Annotated in this window: 15 protein-coding genes and 1 pseudogene; 11 read left to right on the plus strand and 5 right to left on the minus strand. The window is 41.6% G+C overall.

Features of this window, described 5'->3' with window-relative positions:
- Nucleotides 1–157 precede the first annotated feature (157 nt).
- Together NI455_RS04795 and NI455_RS04800 are read left to right on the plus strand one after the other, a co-directional pair.
- The gene (locus tag NI455_RS04795) at nt 158–1,420 is read left to right on the plus strand and encodes a DcaP family trimeric outer membrane transporter (RefSeq protein ID WP_253112719.1); all 1,263 of its coding nucleotides are present in this window, start codon (nt 158–160) and stop codon (nt 1,418–1,420) included.
- A gap of 270 nt (nt 1,421–1,690) precedes the next feature.
- Nucleotides 1,691–2,392, plus strand: coding sequence for an HAD family hydrolase (locus NI455_RS04800; RefSeq protein WP_253112722.1), 702 nt, complete (start codon nt 1,691–1,693; stop codon nt 2,390–2,392).
- Here the strand turns inward: NI455_RS04800 and NI455_RS04805 are convergent.
- Nucleotides 2,389–3,066: a DUF421 domain-containing protein gene (locus NI455_RS04805; protein ID WP_004646239.1), complete on the minus strand. Its 678-nt coding sequence runs from the start codon at nt 3,064–3,066 to the stop codon at nt 2,389–2,391. The genes NI455_RS04800 and NI455_RS04805 overlap by 4 nt on opposite strands.
- Before the next feature lie 483 nt (nt 3,067–3,549).
- Between NI455_RS04805 and NI455_RS04810 the strand changes: the two genes are divergently transcribed.
- The 5 genes from NI455_RS04810 to NI455_RS04830 all read left to right on the plus strand — a co-directional run bounded on the left by NI455_RS04810 (nt 3,550) and on the right by NI455_RS04830 (nt 6,929).
- Nucleotides 3,550–4,236: a carbonic anhydrase gene (locus NI455_RS04810; protein ID WP_253112853.1), complete on the plus strand. Its 687-nt coding sequence runs from the start codon at nt 3,550–3,552 to the stop codon at nt 4,234–4,236.
- A gap of 144 nt (nt 4,237–4,380) precedes the next feature.
- Nucleotides 4,381–5,424, plus strand: a complete 1,044-nt coding sequence (locus NI455_RS04815) for a molecular chaperone DnaJ (RefSeq protein WP_253112725.1) — start codon at nt 4,381–4,383, stop codon at nt 5,422–5,424.
- 245 nt (nt 5,425–5,669) lie between these two features.
- Nucleotides 5,670–6,038 (plus strand): endonuclease domain-containing protein, encoded by a 369-nt coding sequence (locus NI455_RS04820; protein WP_253112728.1) that lies wholly within the window; start codon nt 5,670–5,672, stop codon nt 6,036–6,038.
- A gap of 220 nt (nt 6,039–6,258) precedes the next feature.
- Nucleotides 6,259–6,651: a hypothetical protein gene (locus NI455_RS04825; RefSeq protein ID WP_005107560.1), complete on the plus strand. Its 393-nt coding sequence runs from the start codon at nt 6,259–6,261 to the stop codon at nt 6,649–6,651.
- 101 nt (nt 6,652–6,752) lie between these two features.
- Nucleotides 6,753–6,929, plus strand: coding sequence for a hypothetical protein (locus NI455_RS04830; protein ID WP_155237102.1), 177 nt, complete (start codon nt 6,753–6,755; stop codon nt 6,927–6,929).
- A gap of 47 nt (nt 6,930–6,976) precedes the next feature.
- On the opposite strand, the gene NI455_RS04835 is transcribed toward NI455_RS04830, so the two are convergent.
- Nucleotides 6,977–9,871 (minus strand): valine--tRNA ligase, encoded by a 2,895-nt coding sequence (locus NI455_RS04835; protein ID WP_253112730.1) that lies wholly within the window; start codon nt 9,869–9,871, stop codon nt 6,977–6,979.
- Between the two features lie 175 nt (nt 9,872–10,046).
- Between NI455_RS04835 and NI455_RS04840 the strand changes: the two genes are divergently transcribed.
- The gene (locus NI455_RS04840) at nt 10,047–10,718 is read left to right on the plus strand and encodes a hypothetical protein (RefSeq protein ID WP_005267119.1); all 672 of its coding nucleotides are present in this window, start codon (nt 10,047–10,049) and stop codon (nt 10,716–10,718) included.
- Between the two features lie 20 nt (nt 10,719–10,738).
- Complete coding sequence (locus tag NI455_RS04845) at nt 10,739–11,545, plus strand: SDR family oxidoreductase (protein ID WP_253112732.1); 807 nt, start codon at nt 10,739–10,741, stop codon at nt 11,543–11,545.
- 18 nt (nt 11,546–11,563) lie between these two features.
- On the opposite strand, the gene NI455_RS04850 is transcribed toward NI455_RS04845, so the two are convergent.
- Nucleotides 11,564–12,670, minus strand: coding sequence for a GGDEF domain-containing protein (locus NI455_RS04850; protein WP_253112734.1), 1,107 nt, complete (start codon nt 12,668–12,670; stop codon nt 11,564–11,566).
- Nucleotides 12,671–13,013: 343 nt separating this feature from the next.
- Here NI455_RS04850 and NI455_RS04855 point away from each other — a divergent pair, with 343 nt between their 5' ends.
- Nucleotides 13,014–14,288 (plus strand): glutaminase, encoded by a 1,275-nt coding sequence (locus tag NI455_RS04855; protein ID WP_253112736.1) that lies wholly within the window; start codon nt 13,014–13,016, stop codon nt 14,286–14,288.
- A gap of 121 nt (nt 14,289–14,409) precedes the next feature.
- On the opposite strand, the gene dhaK is transcribed toward NI455_RS04855, so the two are convergent.
- Nucleotides 14,410–16,140, minus strand: coding sequence for a dihydroxyacetone kinase subunit DhaK (gene dhaK / locus NI455_RS04860; RefSeq protein ID WP_253112738.1), 1,731 nt, complete (start codon nt 16,138–16,140; stop codon nt 14,410–14,412).
- A gap of 289 nt (nt 16,141–16,429) precedes the next feature.
- Between dhaK and NI455_RS04865 the strand changes: the two are divergent.
- Nucleotides 16,430–16,684, plus strand: a pseudogene (locus NI455_RS04865) (endonuclease domain-containing protein); the annotation flags it as partial.
- Between the two features lie 93 nt (nt 16,685–16,777).
- Here NI455_RS04865 and NI455_RS04870 read toward each other — a convergent pair.
- Entirely contained in the window at nt 16,778–17,608 is an 831-nt protein-coding gene (locus tag NI455_RS04870; protein ID WP_253112740.1) for a TIGR02391 family protein, read from the minus strand.
- Nucleotides 17,609–17,741: the final 133 nt, after the last annotated feature.

Raw genomic sequence — 17,741 nt, forward strand, 5'->3', positions numbered from 1 at the left:
AAGGATAGTTTTTAACTATGCATATTGTTCGTGAGTTATCTCGCGAGATAATAAAATAAGTCAATTTATAATTATAGATATTCCACACACTTTAGATTTTAGTGGGAATCAGTGAGCTTTCAATGGCAATGAACATTTGTTCACTATGGAGAATTTAATGAGTCAAGTTTTAACAAGAAAGTTTTTAGTTAAGGGATTAGCAGTCGCAGTAACAACACTGATGATGGGGACTGTTGCACATGCTGAAACACAAGAGCAAAAAGAAATTAAGCAGCTGCGCCAAGAAATTGAAGCACTGAAAGCATTAGTATTACAGCAGCAACAAGTTCAGCAAATTCAAGCCGTGCAGATTGAACAAGTCAAAGCAACTCCACAACAATCAGCAGCTGCACCGAAAGTGCTAAGTACAAAATCAGGTACTGAAGTGAAGCTATATGGTTTCGTTCGTGGTGATGCGAACTATATCATTGAAGGTTCAGCAGGAGACTTCTCTGACGTTGCTAAAACCAATGGTCAAACGAATGACAAGTTCGTTGCAACAGCAAAAACAACACGAATAGGTTTAGATTTTAAAACCAATGTTGAAGGTGCAGAGGTTGGCGGTAAACTTGAAAGTGATTTCGCAGGGTCTAACGATTCATTCCGTATACGTCAAGCATATTTAACCTATGAAAATTGGTTGATTGGTCAAACACAATCTAACTTCTTGTCAAATCATGCACCGTTTATGATTGACTTCAGCACCAACGTCGGTGGGGGGACTACCCGTCTACCAATGGTTCGTTATGGTTTTGATTTGACACCGGCAACGCAATTATTCCTGGCGGCAGAAAAACCAAACTCAAGTGCTGAAGACATCAAATCAAGCGTACCAACATTGACCGCTAAATTGGCACACAACTTTGATGACAAAAAAGGTAATGCGTCTGCGCGTGCTTTAGTTGAAGTTTATAAAGATGAAGATATTAACAAGCGTAAAACAGGTTGGGGTCTAGCTGCAGGTACAACGTATCAAGTGCTTGATCCTTTAAAAGCGACGCTAGATGTCAGCTATACCAAAGGTGTAAACGGTATTTTGTATGGTACCAATGCCAATGCTGCATTCGTAGATGATGAAGATGACCGCAATATTGAGCAAAATGAAATTTGGGCGGTACAAACGGGTTTGACGTACAGTATTTTACCTAACTTAAAAACATCACTAGGTTATGGTGCATTGTTTGCTGATAAAGACTCAGACTATGCAGACCTCAATGCTACTGCAAACAAAGAGGTGCAACAAGCGTGGTTAAACTTGGTGTATTCACCTGTTAAACCCCTTGAGTTTGGTGTTGAGTATGTCAACGGTGAGCGTAAAACCTTTGATAATGAGAAATTCAAAGAAAACCGTATTGGTTTAATGAGCAAATATAGTTTCTAATTGATGATGTAAAGCTTAATAAAAAATCCCACCAATCGGTGGGATTTTTTATATCAATACTTTAGGAGAAGATGTTTTTAATAAAGCATAGGGATTGGTACAGGTGTTGAGTATAAATTCTAATTTAGACTTTGTAATCTAAGAAAAGGCGGTGCTTTGGCATCGCTTTTTTTATGCTTGAAACTACAAAACTTAGCAATTTTATGTCCGATCTAACAAGTTTCGCGCTGTTACCATGACTGAAAGTTTCAATATTTTGATTTGAACATTATGACGATCCAAGCCGTTTTATTTGACCTTGATAATACCTTGACCCATCGTGATCTCACTGCACAAGCTTATAGCCGCTCTCTGGCAGAGTATTATGCTCCGGCTCTGGCACAGGTCGAACCAGAAAAAATTATCGAGATTGTACGACGCATCGATAATGGCGGTTATCCAAAAAAGGAATTGCTGACGCATGGCAGTATCGGGGCTTCGGCTGCTTATACCTTATTGCAGGAGCTATCCTGGTTAAGTCCCCCGAGCATAGATGAACTGGCCCAATTCTGGTTCAGCCAGTTTGGTCGCTGCGCTGTAGAAATGCCCGATGCCAAGCAGGTGCTAGAGCAGTTAAAATCCCAAGGCTATCAACTGGCGATTGTCTCCAATGGCGGACATGACACCCGTTTAAATACGATTCGGGGTTTGGGTATTGAACCTTATTTTGATGAGATCATCAGTTCGGGACTAGTAGGCTTTAACAAACCACAGCCAGAAATATTCCAGATCACTGCAGAGCGTCTAGGTGTGCAGCCTGCACAGTGCCTGTATATTGGCGACCATCCAATTAATGATGTACAAGGAGCTACAGAGGCCGGAATGCATGCATTATGGATGCAAGGCTTTCATACAGATGCTGAACATATCCAATATAAAATTCAGCAACTGCCAGAAATTTTTGCGCATTTGCAGTTACTGAATCAGGCTTAAGTTATTCTTAAACAGTCAATCGTTTCGGCCCATTGCGAAGAATCACAGCGCGGACATTGCTGGTCGGCATGCGAAAGGGTTTGTACCTGTCCACAGTAAATGCAGGCATATAATTGCCCGGCCTTGACCTGTTGGACAATAGAGCAGGTTTTAGGAAAAAGTGGCAGCCCAGGCCGAACCTCATCCGATTTGAAAAACAGGATACTGAACTTACCGTCAGTTTCCAGTAAACCGGTGCGTACCTGACCGAGATGTTCTACGCCTTGCTGGCGCATTTCGGCAAAGAATTCATCATGTGACATTTTACCTTTTTTAATCTCTTCAACGACCAGCACGCCATCTTCTACGATATAAATTGGTTTACCTTCCAGTAGGTCTTCAAACCACTGATATTTCATCATGAGCCAGGTGGTCAGGCGGTACATGATAATAATTACTGACATCACCAGAACTGCCTGAATCAGGGGAATATCTTCGGTAAACATTGGGTCGCCGGCAATCGAACCCAAGCTCAAAATGATAGCGACTTCGAAGATGGAAAGCTGACGTACCCCGCGTTTTCCGGTCAGGCGCAGAAACAGGATAATCATCGTGTACATCAGGGCACAACGCAGTAAAATTTCTGCAGTAAACTCCCAAGTGGTGTCATGTATAAATATCGTGGCCCAGTCCATTTAAATTCTTTATCCTCATTTTGCTCTTTGGCTCGAGTCTAACAATATCAGTATTTTATTTGCTGCTGTGTTTATGTAAGTTTATGAATAAAGATAGATTCTATTTAAAAAAGAAGCTTGAGCTTAAAAAGCTAGCTATTTAATTTATTCAAAATAAGATAGAGATTTCATGTAAATAATGCATAAAAAATCAGCAGATTAAATTTGAAGAAGATCACATTCTTTTTTCGCTGTTTTTAAATCTATAAAAGTATTATCCATTTGAAATTTATCAATATGAATCCTGAATAATGTGTTTTAAAGAATTAGGAGTGTTTGGAAATTTGTAAGCAAATCACTTCATTTCTATAAAAATCTGTAGTTTGTGGCCTGAAAAATAGAGTGATTAAACTAGGTTAATAAACTGTTTTTAAATTAGAAATTGTGATTTTGACTTCCAACAAGGGATGTATTGTGAAAAAAATATTCACGCTTTTAACGGTTATGGGTTTAAGTACAGCGGTCTGGGCAGATGCGGATTGGGATTATACTCAGCCTGAGCAATGGTCGACTTTGAGCCAGAAATACTCAGCCTGTAACGGTCTGAACCAGTCGCCAATCAATATTGAGCGAACAGTGAAAGCAGAACTGGAACCGCTCAAGTTCAGCTATAACACCATGATTCATGCGATCGAAAATAAAGGTCATACTGTCCAGGTGGATTTTGCGCAAGGTGGTGAATTGCAGCTGGATGGCGATACCTTTGTGCTAAAACAGTTTCATTTGCATAGCCCGAGTGAAAACCTGATTAAAGGCAAAAACTATCCACTGGAAATCCATTTTGTCCATGCCAATGCCAAAGGTGAGCTGGCTGTGGTGGGGATGATGTTCGAGCAGGGTGCAGAAAGCCAGATGCTCAAACGCATGTGGAACCGTTTGCCAAAAAAGCAGGGTGAGGAAGTGGTTTTAAAGACCCCACAACCTGTGAATGAAATGTTGCCTAAGAATCTGGATTATTACCGTTTTAGCGGCTCGCTGACCACACCGCCGTGTTCTGAAGGGGTACGCTGGCTGATTCTGAAAGATATTCAGCAGGCTTCTGCCAAGCAGATTTCGGAATTTTCCAAACTGATGGGACATCCAAATAACCGTCCGGTGCAGTCCCTGAATGGCCGTGTAGTGCTGGAATAATCAATATGAGAGCGAAAAAGCAGACTTTGGTCTGCTTTTTTTTAATTCTGATACAAATTTCGAAAAGGCACACGGAAAAGAACTTTGTGACAAAAGCTGAAAGATTTAAGATAGATATTATTTCTTCTTTGACTTTCTCCTGCCATGCTCTTTGACTTGAAAACCATGATTCAGCCATTCACAGCGCTTTCGCCACAGCAGAAGAAGCTGAATCATCTGATTGATAAAATCGAGCAACAGAAACAGGAATTACAACAATGGCAACAGGCTGAAGAAGAGCTGCAGCAATATACCCATAAAACATTTATGCCGGTCTATCATGAATTGCATGGTGTACTGTTCAAGCAGCTGGAACAGCTCTGGAAACACCTGCAGGAAACTACATTTTCCAAGGCTGAACTGGTGGTGCTGGATGAAAAGATTCAGTACCTTGCAAATTATCTAAAAGACTCTCAGGCGATGTCGATGCAAGAAGCCCATAAGGTGAATGAAATCTTCACTTATTATCAGCAACGTGCCGAACATGCCCAATTCAGAAAAAGCCAAAAGAAAATAAATGAACTGGAAACATTCTTTAAAAATGAAAATCCCTCCGACCTTGCAGATGCAGAAGTATTTGAAGAATGGGAATCAGATGATTTTCAGCAGGCACGTGAGCAAGCCAGATTAAAACGCCAGCAGGAAAAACAGGAACAGGCAACAGCGATGGCAGAGCAGTCATTGAAAACCGTATATTTAAAAATTGCTGCCATCATTCACCCTGACCGTGAAGTGAATGATGTCAAAAAAATCAAGAAGATTGAATTATTGCAACGTGCCAATGAGGCTTATGCAGAGCAGGATCTGTTTACGTTACTGAGAATGCAACTGCAGATTGAACAAGATCAGGAAGTTTCACAAAAAGGTTTGAGTGCAGAGCAACTCAAGTTTTATCAACTGGCTTTAGATGCACAAAGCCAGAAATTACAAGAGCAGATTGATGCCTTGATCAATAGACTGGTCTGGTCATCGAAAACCAGAATTGCCGTGAAAAAGGCGAAAGGAAAAGTTCAAATTGATGACCTGTATAAGCAGATAGATGAAGATACTTCAGCCATCAAACAGCAGATTAAAGTGGAAAAAGAACGGTTGATGTATATCAAAAAGGTGAGTGGCTTGGAGATGTTTTTAAGGCATGGGATGCTTTGAAGTTTATTTTCCCTTTGGGAGATGAGCATCCTCAGAATATATTCTGAGTACGCAAGGGAGAGGGATATTTTAAGATTCACCTCTCCCTAGCCCTCACTTGCGCTTCGTTTTAAAGCAGTGCTTTAAACTTGCTCAGGAGAGGGAACTCTATTATTAAATTTATGCAAATACAAAATAAAATACTATTACTCCCTCTCCCTTTGGGATGAGAAGCACTGCTTCGCAAGGGGAGAGGGAAAATAACAATGAAAATAGATCCCCAATTATTAGAATTCGCCAAATCCATGCGCCACACCGCTACCGATGCAGAACATCTGATGTGGCAAGTCTTACGTGCCAAGCATTTTATGAATCTTAAATTCCGTCGTCAGCATGTGATTGCACCATACATTTTGGATTTTTACTGTCATGAAATTGGTTTAGTCATTGAGCTGGATGGCAGTCAGCATGGAACAGATGATGCGATTGAATACGATGTTGAACGAACCAAGTTTTTAGAGGCTGTGGGTTTAACTGTTGTACGGTATTGGAATCATGATGTTTTAGGAAGGACGGATGTGATTTTAGAGCATTTATGGCAAGTATGTACTGAATTAAAGCAGACCTCTCCCTAACCCTCTCCTAAAAGGAGAGGGAATATTCATTACTAAATTCATGCAGGCATTAAATCCAATGACACTCCCTCTCCCTCGGGGAGAGGGCTGGGGTGAGGGTAATTGATCTTTTACTATATATAGTGTTTTTAATTATTAAATTATCTATATATAGTGTTTTTAATTTGACATTACATTAATGGATTTATATGATTAAAACTTAGAATAAAAAGGTATAAATATGTCGATATTGAGTTGGGATGATTTTGAGGATGATAGTAATAGTAGTTCCTCGTTGCCCAGTAGAAATAGTAAGTTAAAACTCGCATTAGATATATTAGCAGGTGTTTTATCACGTCTAGGTAATACTGAGCGTGAAAGAACTATATTTGCCCATTTCCAAAAGATGTATCACAATCTATTATCAAAAATAGGCATTCTCGTTGATTTAGATACTTTCCTTTATCACTATATCAATAGAGAAGTTTCTAAATTTTTTTCAAAATCCTTAAAGGGTAATGAATCGGTAAGTTTACAAACATTCTTTAAAATTATTCTATTAGTAGCTTTACCAATTATTTTTATAACCACTCGTAATTTTTCAATTCAAAAAAATCTCTCTATCTCTGCTTGAGTAACTCCTATGACCAAACTGTATTTATTTACACGTTTGGGGCATATCATTAAAAAACTCAGACGTGTAGTCCAAAATTCTATTTAGAAGGTAAAGAATTTATGGCTAGACGTAAAAAGTCAAAAGCTAAAAAAAGAACTAAGGTTGTTAAATCTCAGCCAATTATCATTATTAATGAGCAACCAGAAAGTTTGCGATATTGGCAGCAGGTGTTAGTAATATTAATAGTTCCGCTATTTAATTGGATAAAAGAAATTATCCAAACATATTGGAATTAAAAAAATCCCCTCACTAAGAGGGGATTTTTTTGAATCAAACTACAGCCTTAAAGCGCCGCAATCTGCTCCATATTCGCTTTAATCTTCGCTAACTGATCAGCAAACTCAGCAAGTTTTACTTTCTCGCCTTCAACCACAGCCGCAGGTGCTTTTGCCACAAAACCTTCATTCGAAAGTTTATTGGCAATTTGATCATGCTGTTTTTGAACCTTGTCTAAGTCTTTTTGCAGACGACCCAATTCCGCTTTCGGGTCAATCAAGCCCTTCATTGGAACGTAAACAGATACGTGACCCACTACAGAAGAAGAAGACAATGGTGGTTGCTCGCCATCAGCCAAGAAGGTGATGCTTTCTACTTTCGCCAATGCTTTAAACAATGCTTCAATACGAGTGATCTGTGCTTTTTCAGCTTCGGTGGTGTTTTGCAGAAGAACTGGTAATAAACGCGCATTACCTAGACCCATTTCACCACGGATGTTACGTACCGCACCAATCAAACCTTGAAGCCATTGCATATCTGCTTCAGCTTGGTCGTTAATTAACGCTTGGTCCGCAACAGGGTAAGCCGCCAACATAATCGTTTCGCCAACAATATTCAGTTTCGGCGCAAGCGTTTGCCAGATTTCTTCTGTTAGGTAAGGCATCAAAGGATGAGCCAAACGTAAAGACGCTTCCATGACCGCAAGCAATACACGACGAACTTCAGCTTTACGCTCTTCAGACACATTTTCATCGTTCAGAACTGGTTTGGTCAGTTCCACATACCAGTCACAGTATTCATTCCAGATGAACTCGTAAATCGCTTGTGCTGCCAAGTCTAAACGATACGTCGCAAATGCTGTTTGCACTGCTTGTTCCGCTTTTTGCAGACGGCTCACGATCCACTGTTCAGGCAATTCCCAAAGGTCTTGACGTACTTCTTGACCAATCACTTGCTCTTCGCAGTTCATCATCACGAAACGGGTTGCGTTCCAGATTTTGTTGGCAAAATTACGGTAACCTTCAACACGTTTCATGTCGAACTTGATGTCACGACCAGTGTTGGCAAGCGCACAGAAGGTGAAACGAACCGCGTCTGTACCGTAAGATTGAATACCTTCAGGGAATTCTTTACGGGTTGATTTTTCAATCTTCGCTGCTTGTTTCGGGTTCATCAAACCTGTTGTACGTTTTTGTACTAAAGTTTCAAGATCAACACCGTCAATCAAATCGAGTGGGTCAAGGACATTACCCTTAGATTTAGACATCTTCTGACCTTCACCATCACGTACCAAACCATGTACATACACAGTTTTGAACGGTACTTGAGGTGTGCCATCTTCATTTTTCATGAAGTGCATCGTAAGCATGATCATACGAGCAACCCAGAAGAAGATGATGTCAAAACCTGTCACCAATACATCAGTCGGGTGGAAGGTATTTAAGAAATAGTTTTCTTTGTCTTTCGCTTCGTCACCCGTCCAACCTAAAGTTGAGAATGTCCAGAGACCTGATGAGAACCATGTATCGAGTACATCTTCATCTTGATCTAATTGAACATCAGCAGGGATGTTGTTTTTCGCACGAACTTCGGCTTCGTCACGACCCACAAAGACATTACCTTCCGCATCGTACCAGGCTGGAATACGGTGACCCCACCACAATTGACGCGAGATACACCAGTCTTGAATGTTGTTCATCCAAGCCATGTACATATTGCTGTACTGTTCAGGCACGAACTTAATACGACCATCTTGAACCGCTTCAATTGCAGGCTGTGCAAGCGGTGCAATCTTCACATACCATTGATCCGTCAATAACGGCTCAACGATCACACCTGAACGGTCACCGCGAGGTGGTTTCAATGTGTACGGTTGAATTTGGTCTAACCAGCCTTCAGCTTCCGCTTGTTCAACGAGCTTTTTACGTGCTTCGAAACGCTCTAAACCAACATAGTCCGCAGGCGCAGGAATTGTTTTAGAAATTTGCTCGCCTGCTTTCGCGATGTATTCAAACTCAGCAAGAACTTCAGCATTTTTGTTGAAGATGTTGATGATAGGCAATTCACAACGTTTACCCACCTCATAGTCATTGAAGTCATGCGCAGGGGTGATTTTTACACAGCCTGTACCGAATTCTTTATCGACATATTCATCTTTAACGATTGGAACAGCACGACCTGTAATTGGCAGGATGATGTTTTGTCCGACCAAGTGCGCATAACGTTCATCATCCAATGCAACCGCAACCGCCGTATCACCGAGCAATGTTTCAGGACGAGTGGTTGCCACAACGATGTGATCTTTACCATCGTGGGTACGAAGTGACTTATCTTCAAAGAAGTATTTGAAGTGCCAGAGTGAACCTGCTTCTTCTTTATCAGACTCAACTTCCAGGTCAGACAGGGCAGTTTGCAGTTTTGGATCCCAGTTCACCAGACGTTTACCGCGGTAAATCAGACCTTCTTCATGCAGTTTAACGAACACTTCTTTCACAGCATTGGATAAACCTTCATCCATGGTGAAGCGTTCACGAGACCAGTCAACTGAAGAACCTAGGCGACGGATTTGACGGGTAATGTTACCGCCAGATTGTTCTTTCCATTCCCATACTTTTTCGATGAACTTTTCACGACCCAGGTCATGACGGCTAATGCCTTGTGCACCCAACTGACGCTCAACCACCATTTGTGTTGCAATACCGGCGTGGTCAGTACCCGGTTGCCATAAAGTATTTTTACCTGACATACGGTTAAAACGGGTTAAAGCATCCATGATGGCATTGTTAAAACCATGACCCATGTGCAGGCTACCCGTGACGTTTGGTGGTGGAATCATGATACAGAAAGATTCGCCTTTTTCAGACGGCTTAAAGTAGCCACGCTCTTCCCAAGTTTGGTACCATTTTTTCTCGATCTCGGTCGGATCGTAGGTTGTCGCGATATTTTGCGCTGAGTCAGTCATAGTCTAAACAGATCAAAAGTGAATGAAAAATTGCATCTATTGTAGCAAAAAAAATAGTGCATGCGGCAGCTTAACCAAATGCAAACTTTAGCCAATTGGCATGTATAGCAACTCATCGTATGATAGAACGATAAAAAAACGCGACTCATCGCAGCATATCAAAAAGGATAATAAGATGAGCTATAGCATTTCCCTGAAGCTTCAACCCGAAACCCATCAGCGCTTTAAAGACCTGCATTCCCGATTAAATGCCGGCGAGCGAGACAGTCTTGCCAGACCCTTAGGTGAAAATCTGGCCGATATGGCCTGTGAAATTATTGACCAGATTTTTGGTCAGGTGGTGCAGCTGGCCAATTCACCGGACAGTGATTCCGAAAAAGTGATTCAGCAGATTATGCATAACACCCGTAAATATATGCCGTGGTCGGTTTCGTTGTTTGGCAATGAGCGGCTGATGCCTATGGTGAACTATTTGCATCGCATGACCTATGAGTATCAAGGTGATGCTTTTGTCCGTTATCCGGTAGAAAAATTGCTGGTGATGGAACTGCTCGGCTGTATTGACCAGATGAAAAATGGTAATCACCAATATGTATCACCCGCTTTAAAAGCCTTTACTCAGGTGGTCGATCAAGGGGTGACGCATTTAATCCGTGAACCGAAAAAAATGTTGAAATTTAATGTCGTGGTCGATAAAACCTTGAATGGGGTGATTCATTTAACCACCCAGTTAGGCTATAAACGTTTTGACAAGCTCGGTAGCATCTATGATGCCGATACCATGAGTTATTATTTTGAGCATTTGCTGGTATTTCTGGAAGATGAAATGCCGCACCATATTCATTAAAACAAGGGAAAGAGGATTTCATGGCGAAAGTTGAAGACTTAAATGGAAAAGTGGTCTGGATTACCGGCGCATCTTCAGGGATTGGCAAGGCGATTGCACAACAATGTGCTGCACTTGGGGTACAGGTGGTACTAACCGCACGCCGGCATGAAGAACTGGAAAATGTTCGCCAAAGTCTCACCAATCCAGATCAGCATATTTCAGTTATTGCCGATATCACGGATGAAAGTCAGGTCCGTCATGCCTATGAACAGGTTTTGCAACAAAAAGGCCGGATCGACTGGCTGATTAATAATGCAGGTTTAAGCCAACGTGCCCTGATTCAGGACACTACCATGCAGACTGAACGTGCCATTATGGAAGTCGATTATTTCTCGCAGGTATTTCTCACCAAAATGGTATTGCCGACCTTTCTGGCACAAAAATCAGGTCGTATCGTGTTTATTTCCAGTGTGGCAGGTTTGCTTGGCACCCAGTATCGCGCCTCCTATTCAGCAGCCAAAGCAGCGATTCATATGTGGGCCAATAGTTTACGTGTTGAAGTTGCTGATCAGGGCGTTCAGGTCTCAGTGATATTCCCGGGCTTTGTTCAAACCAATGTGTCGTTTAATGCTTTAAATGGGGAAGGCAAGCCACAAGCCAAGCAGGATGAAGCGATTGAAAATGGTCTGTCGGCAGAAGATTTTGCCCGTCAAAGCGTACAAGCCTTGCAGTGCGGCGAAGAATATATCGTGATTGGCGGAAAGAAAGAAAAACTTGGTGTGCTAGTTTCACGTATTTCCCCCAAGGTGCTGTACAAAATGATTCGCAAGACCAAGGTCAAATAATTTAAAGCCTGATCAAATTCAGGCAATTTTCTCTTGAGCGAATTGAACCTGATTACGGCCCATCTGTTTGGCTTGATACATGGCATGATCAGCCGCTAAAGTGGCTTCTTTAATCTGATTAGGATGATTGAAGAAGCTGACTCCGATACTGATGGTTAAATAAATATGCTGCTGTTCATGATGTAATGGGGTTTCTTCAAGCTGCAACCGGATCCGTTCAGCAATTTTAAAGGCGGCATCTTTTTGAATGTCATGCAAGACGAGCAGAAACTCTTCACCACCAATACGTGACACTTGGTCTTTGTCCCGAATATTGGCTTTAAATATCTGACTGATATGTTGTAAAACCAGATCACCGACCTGATGTCCATAACGATCATTAACTGCTTTGAAATGATCTAAATCTGCCATCAAAACTGCATGCTGTAAGGCAGGATTAGGATCTATTTTTTGAATATAGGCTTCAAAGCCACGGCGGTTTAATAATCCGGTCAGCGGGTCGTGATGGCGCTCCCGTTGCAACTTTCGCACCAGATCCAAAATTGCACAACCAATGAATAAACCTAAAAAGATCAAATCAATCAGCAGCAGGAGCAGCTGTGTAAATGCCCACGCTGGTTCGTAATGGGCGACAAATCCCTGATCCTTAAGTAAAACAGAGAATAGCAAGGCACGACCCATAATGATGAACACGGTCGCGAGGGTAAAAATTTTCAGGTAACTGTCGATACGTAAGCCTGTGCTCGTCCGAATAAAGGCAATTGGGCGGTGCAAATAAATTGCCGCATTAATGCTACCAATAATCAGCAAACGGGCAGTCTGGTCAGCAGTCACTTGGGTAAAGTAGTAAATACCAAACGCACCCAAGGCAATCAGGTAAATATAGTTTGGCCATGCATAGTCGATTTTTAAAAGCTCATAAATGGCTTTGCTGTGAAAGGTACAGGACAAGAAGTAAACAGCAGCAATTAAACTGGATATTTCCACCAAAACTGATGCCGATAAAACGGTATTGAGTAATATCGTCACGCCAATCAGAATCAGTGCATAAGCATAAGATCTTAAATAATTAGGTAAGCCTTTATAATAGGAAATACTCAGCGTGATGATCCCCAGGCTCGACATGATGCTGGGCACGAGTAGACTGTAAAAATTCAAATCCGGGATCAGCATGTTAGATTATAATGTGAGCAGGTGGGTGAATAATATCATTTATTGCGATGAAAAATATAAATAAAATGGATAATCAAACTAATCGAAATGACCTGTTGAACCGCTCGATATTTTATAAAAACTCAAAAAAATAATATCAAAATGCCCCTTACTCCTGATGATCATTGAGCTGAAAAGGCATTTGTTTTAGTCCAAATCGATGGACGTATTTATAAAATGCTACCAATTTGGACTTGTAGTTTTATCCTGAAAATTTAAGGTGGAAACAGGATGAAAATATAAAGGATCTATCTGAATGAAAACCCCGGTGCCCGATTATCTCCAGCATGTATTAACGGTCTGTCATGATAATGATCAGGGCGCTTTGGCTGACTATATCCCTGAACTGGCAGCGGTAGATCCAAACAAGTTCGCTTTGGCGCTGACCACGGTGGATGGCACGATTTATTCCACGGGAGATGATGAAACCGAATTTACCATGCAGTCGATGTCCAAGCCTTTTGCCTATGCCTTGGCATTGCAGCATTTGGGAATTCCAGCAGTACTGGAAAAGGTCGGCGTTGAACCTTCAGGAGAGGCTTTTAATCAGATTTCGCTAGATAAAGAAACCAATCTTCCTAAAAATCCAATGATTAACTCGGGTGCGATCACTACGCATTCTTTGATTCCGGTACAAAAAGGCATTTCACGTGCGGAATGCTTACGCCGTTTTTTAAGTGAGCTGGCAGGACGTCAACTGGAATTCGACAAGCAGGTGTATAAGTCGGAAGTCAAAACTGCATTCCGGAACCTGTCGATTGGCTATATGCTGCGTACTGTAGGTGTGCTGGATTCGGATCCGGTAGAAATCGTCAATGGATACATCAAGCAATGTGCGATTAAAGTGACGGTCAAAGATCTGGCAAATATCTGTAGTGTGCTCGCCAATGGCGGTGTTCAGGCCAAAACGGGCAAACAGCTGCTAGAGCGTGATGTGGTGCGCCAAGTGCTCAGCGTGATGATGACCTGTGGCATGTATGATGCGGCGGGTGACTGGCTGACGACGGTGGGCATTCCTGCCAAAAGTGGTGTATCGGGCGGAATTATCGGGGTATTGCCTGGGCAGGTGGGAATTGTGGTTTTTTCTCCTAAAATTGATGAGCATGGGCATAGTGTACGTGGCGTGGATATTTTTGAGCGTTTGTCGCGGGACATGGGCTTGCATCTGATGGAAGGGACGCCATCGGCACAGACCATTTTGCAAAGTCGTTATACTGTAGGTAAGAACAATGACATTGTCGTGTATGAGCTGCGCGGTGTATTGCAATTTACAGAATCCGAAATGTTGCTGCGAATTTTGCAGGATGAGCCAGACGCTCAAACACCTATAGTCATAGACCTGACCAATTTGACTTTGATTCATGATGTGGGTGCACGCATGTTATTTGAAGGTGTCAAACGTTTACAAGCGAATGGGCACAAAGTGGTGGTCATTGACTCAGAAGGCGTATTGGGTGAGGAACAGGTGAAAGGCAATAAGCAGGTAGTGGTGACAGAAGAGTTAGAGCGCTATTTAGAGAAGTTTAGTTAAGCCATACTTATAGGGATGAGTATGCCTTTCATTATTTGTGCTTTTAAACTTACTCAGTAGAGGAAATGAAATATAAAAAAGCCCCGAACAGTGTCGAGGCTCTTTTCAAATCTTGAAAAGTTTATTTAATATGCTCGGCAATGTCCGTAAAGATCACGCCTAAGCCATGTGCACCAGCATCTGGATAACCTAAGCTACGATCACCGACTGTACCGGCACGGCCCATACGCGCTACGATGTCTTTGGTAGATTCTGCACCTTTTACCGCAGCCTCTGCACCCAAGACAAAGTTTTCTTTAAACGTCTTGTCGGTATTGGCTGACCAAGAGTCTGCGCAAGGTGCAAGTGCATCAATCAGGGTTTTATCACCGACCACAGCACCACGACCAAATGAACGCTCACCTGTCACTTGAATACCTTTAACCGCAGCTTGCAGCATCTCGGCAAAATCTGCCACGCTTAGGATTTGTTTACCTTGAATGGCTTTGCTGGCTGAACGGAAAGCAGAACCCCAAATTGGCCCTGACGCACCGCCACAATGTTCCATAATAATCATGGAACTATTCAGCAGGAATTCATCCATGTGCTGCGCTTGAATCAGGCTTTGCCATTCGCGTTTCAGTTGTTTAAAGCCTTTGGCGACGCTCATACCAAAATCGCCGTCACCTGCATGGGCATCCAGCTCGCAGAATGGCACTTCGTTTTTGATGATGCAGGCCGCCATCACATCGACCACATAACGCATGTTTTCAATCGTGAATTGCTCGTTCTGAATTTCAGCATGTTCTGCTTGGGTTTCAACTTCGGTATTGGCGGTTTGTTTTGCTGCTGCATCTTGTGCTGCAAATTCAAATGGTAGTGCAGGTGAGCCATCAAGCTTTAAGGCAGGGGTATTGGCTTCCGCATCCAGATAGGTTTTCAGTTCATCATCCACAGCAAGTAATGAGACCGATGCACCATTCATGTCGATACTGGTCATGTAGTTGCCAACAAATGTACGGTAAATCTTGATGCCTTTACGTGCCAGATGTTCGCATACATCATTGTTAAACACATACAGTTCTTGCATTGGTGTTGAACCAAAGCCATTCACCAACAACGCAACTTCTTGCATGTCAGGACGGTCAAGAAATAAGTCATCGACCATACGTTGTGCCATTTCTTTCGATGGCAAGATTTTTTCACGACGGATGCCGGGTTCACCGTGGATACCGACGCCATATTCCATTTCATTATCGGTTAGGGTAAAGGTTGGTGTACCTTTCGCAGGAACGGTACATGAGCTATAAGCAAAACCTAAGCTAATCACGTTATCTGCTGCTTTTTGAGCCACAGCTTTGACTTCCTTAAGCTCTAAACCTTTTGACGCTGCTGCACCTGCAATTTTATGTACAAATACAGTACCCGCCACGCCACGACGACCAACCGTATAGAGGCTATCTTTAACGGCAATATCATCCGCCACTTTGACATAATCGACTTTAATGCCATCTTCTGCTGCCAAAGCTGCACCATTCTGGAAATTCATCATATCGCCAGAATAGTTTTTGATGATCATCAGTACACCTTTGTCTGTCGCGACATGTTGCAGGGCTTTGTAGACCTGAATTTGAGAAGGTGATGCAAATACATCACCACACACGGCCGCGTCTAACATGCCAGTACCCACAAAGCCTGCATGTGCAGGTTCGTGACCACTGCCACCGCCACTGATCAGTGCCACGTTGTTGTGTTTCTCTTTACGTGAAATGATTTTATGGGATTCGGTAAATTGTAGTTCAGGATGGGCAAGGACAAAGCCTTTGCACATTTCGACAACCAAGTTTTCAGGGTTGTTGATGAGTTTTTTCATGGAGGAAGGCCTTCACGTATTCTGGGAGATGTGTAAAGTCTTATTATTATGGAAATGTTTGAAATTTGCAGACTGAAAAGTGTAAAAACAGATGATTTTGGGGTGAGCGGTTAGAAAAGGGGCAGTTTCAGATTTTTTATTGGTTGTTAAATTTTACCTCTCCCTAACCCTCTCCTAAAAGGAGAGGGAATGTCTATTCATAAATTTATGTCAGCATTTAAATAGTAATGAATGCTCCCTCTCCCATTGGGAGAGGGTCGGGGTGAGGGATTTTGTAAAGTAAATATGAGGTTTGCAGTTCTATCGGCAAAAGCCAATTTTAAATTACATCGTGAATTTTTACTGTCCTGCTGTGAATTTGGTGATTGAGTGCGATGGCAGTCAACACTTTACAAATGAAGGCTTAGAAGCGGATCGGGTCCGAGATGAAGCCTTGGCTCAACTCGGATTGAAAGTGCTTAGGTTTGATAACGGGCAGGTGATCGAACAGTTGGATAATGTGGTAGAAGTGATTTATCAATTTATTCAACAAGAATCTCCCTAAATCCCTCTTTGAGAAAGAGGGACTTCATGCGAATTTTATGATGGTTTTGGATTCGTGCTGTTCCTCCCTTTTCAAAAGGGAGGTTAGGAGGGATTATATTTGCCCTTCATACATTTTTTTAGCTTCAATTACTTTGTCTAATTTTCTATGAATTAAAGATACTGTTGATAATATATCTAAGGCATCTTGTTCATCTATACTCCATGTAATTTTGGGAGCATGGGCTGTAGTATTTCTAAATGTTCCAAATATGCCTTTGAGTAAATGCATAAAACCATTCTGTTCACTCTGATAGCTGGGTGTGGTTAAATTATTTAAGGCTAAATAAGGCACTTTATTTTTATACGAAAAAGCTTGATCAACTAATTCAGCTCCATCAGAAGTTAGATTCGTTTTAAGTCTGATTTTCTCAGCAATACTTTTAGTAGCTTCAAATACTGCATGAAAATAGTTATCTACAAGTAATTCTGCTTTGCAGAAAGTAAGTACATCAGGATGAATTTTTCTATCTAATAATGATTTTCTTAAATTTTTTGCTCGTGCTTCAGCCTCACTGAAAGTTTGAACTTTTTCAGCGTACTTGATTTCTCCACTTTCTGTTAATTCAAAACCTTCGAAAGATAAAGCAAAATTTAAATCATTTTTTATGTATTCAAACCACTCCTTCCTATTTATGTGTCTCGATGGGCGCATAACGTGCTTTATAAAAGCTAAAATATGATTTGAGCAACGGTCATTGTGTTGTTTGCTATTTAAAGCTTCGTATAGACGTTTCCATTTGGTGATATTCGGTTGAAGGTCAGGGATATGACATTCTGCTAGATATTTGCCTATCTCAGTTCCAGAAAGTCCATCATTCGTTTCACCGAGAATTTTACATATTGACTCTAAACTTCCTGAATCTAGAATTTTTATGATAGCCATTATTTAATGTTCAATTTTTAGTATTTATTCATTTTAAGTAATTGTTTTATTTATATCAATTAATCCCTCCCAATCTCCCTTTAAAAAGGGAGGAGTTGTCACGTAAATAATTTGATACGTGGAAGTCCCTCTT

The sequence above is a fragment of the Acinetobacter lwoffii genome (assembly GCF_024129435.1).
Taxonomy (GTDB): Bacteria; Pseudomonadota; Gammaproteobacteria; order Pseudomonadales; family Moraxellaceae; genus Acinetobacter; species Acinetobacter lwoffii_F.

What these genes read in the sequence shown, in the direction of transcription:
- NI455_RS04795 (WP_253112719.1), top strand. Translation starts at nt 158, where the DNA reads ATGAGTCAAGTTTTAACAAGAAAGTTTTTAGTTAAGGGATTAGCAGTC.
- NI455_RS04800 (WP_253112722.1), top strand. Translation starts at nt 1,691, where the DNA reads ATGACGATCCAAGCCGTTTTATTTGACCTTGATAATACCTTGACCCAT.
- NI455_RS04805 (WP_004646239.1), bottom strand. Translation starts at nt 3,066, where the DNA reads ATGGACTGGGCCACGATATTTATACATGACACCACTTGGGAGTTTACT.
- NI455_RS04810 (WP_253112853.1), top strand. Translation starts at nt 3,550, where the DNA reads ATGGGTTTAAGTACAGCGGTCTGGGCAGATGCGGATTGGGATTATACT.
- NI455_RS04815 (WP_253112725.1), top strand. Translation starts at nt 4,381, where the DNA reads ATGCTCTTTGACTTGAAAACCATGATTCAGCCATTCACAGCGCTTTCG.
- NI455_RS04820 (WP_253112728.1), top strand. Translation starts at nt 5,670, where the DNA reads ATGAAAATAGATCCCCAATTATTAGAATTCGCCAAATCCATGCGCCAC.
- NI455_RS04825 (WP_005107560.1), top strand. Translation starts at nt 6,259, where the DNA reads ATGTCGATATTGAGTTGGGATGATTTTGAGGATGATAGTAATAGTAGT.
- NI455_RS04830 (WP_155237102.1), top strand. Translation starts at nt 6,753, where the DNA reads ATGGCTAGACGTAAAAAGTCAAAAGCTAAAAAAAGAACTAAGGTTGTT.
- NI455_RS04835 (WP_253112730.1), bottom strand. Translation starts at nt 9,871, where the DNA reads ATGACTGACTCAGCGCAAAATATCGCGACAACCTACGATCCGACCGAG.
- NI455_RS04840 (WP_005267119.1), top strand. Translation starts at nt 10,047, where the DNA reads ATGAGCTATAGCATTTCCCTGAAGCTTCAACCCGAAACCCATCAGCGC.
- NI455_RS04845 (WP_253112732.1), top strand. Translation starts at nt 10,739, where the DNA reads ATGGCGAAAGTTGAAGACTTAAATGGAAAAGTGGTCTGGATTACCGGC.
- NI455_RS04850 (WP_253112734.1), bottom strand. Translation starts at nt 12,670, where the DNA reads ATGTCGAGCCTGGGGATCATCACGCTGAGTATTTCCTATTATAAAGGC.
- NI455_RS04855 (WP_253112736.1), top strand. Translation starts at nt 13,014, where the DNA reads ATGAAAACCCCGGTGCCCGATTATCTCCAGCATGTATTAACGGTCTGT.
- dhaK (WP_253112738.1), bottom strand. Translation starts at nt 16,140, where the DNA reads ATGAAAAAACTCATCAACAACCCTGAAAACTTGGTTGTCGAAATGTGC.
- NI455_RS04870 (WP_253112740.1), bottom strand. Translation starts at nt 17,608, where the DNA reads ATGGCTATCATAAAAATTCTAGATTCAGGAAGTTTAGAGTCAATATGT.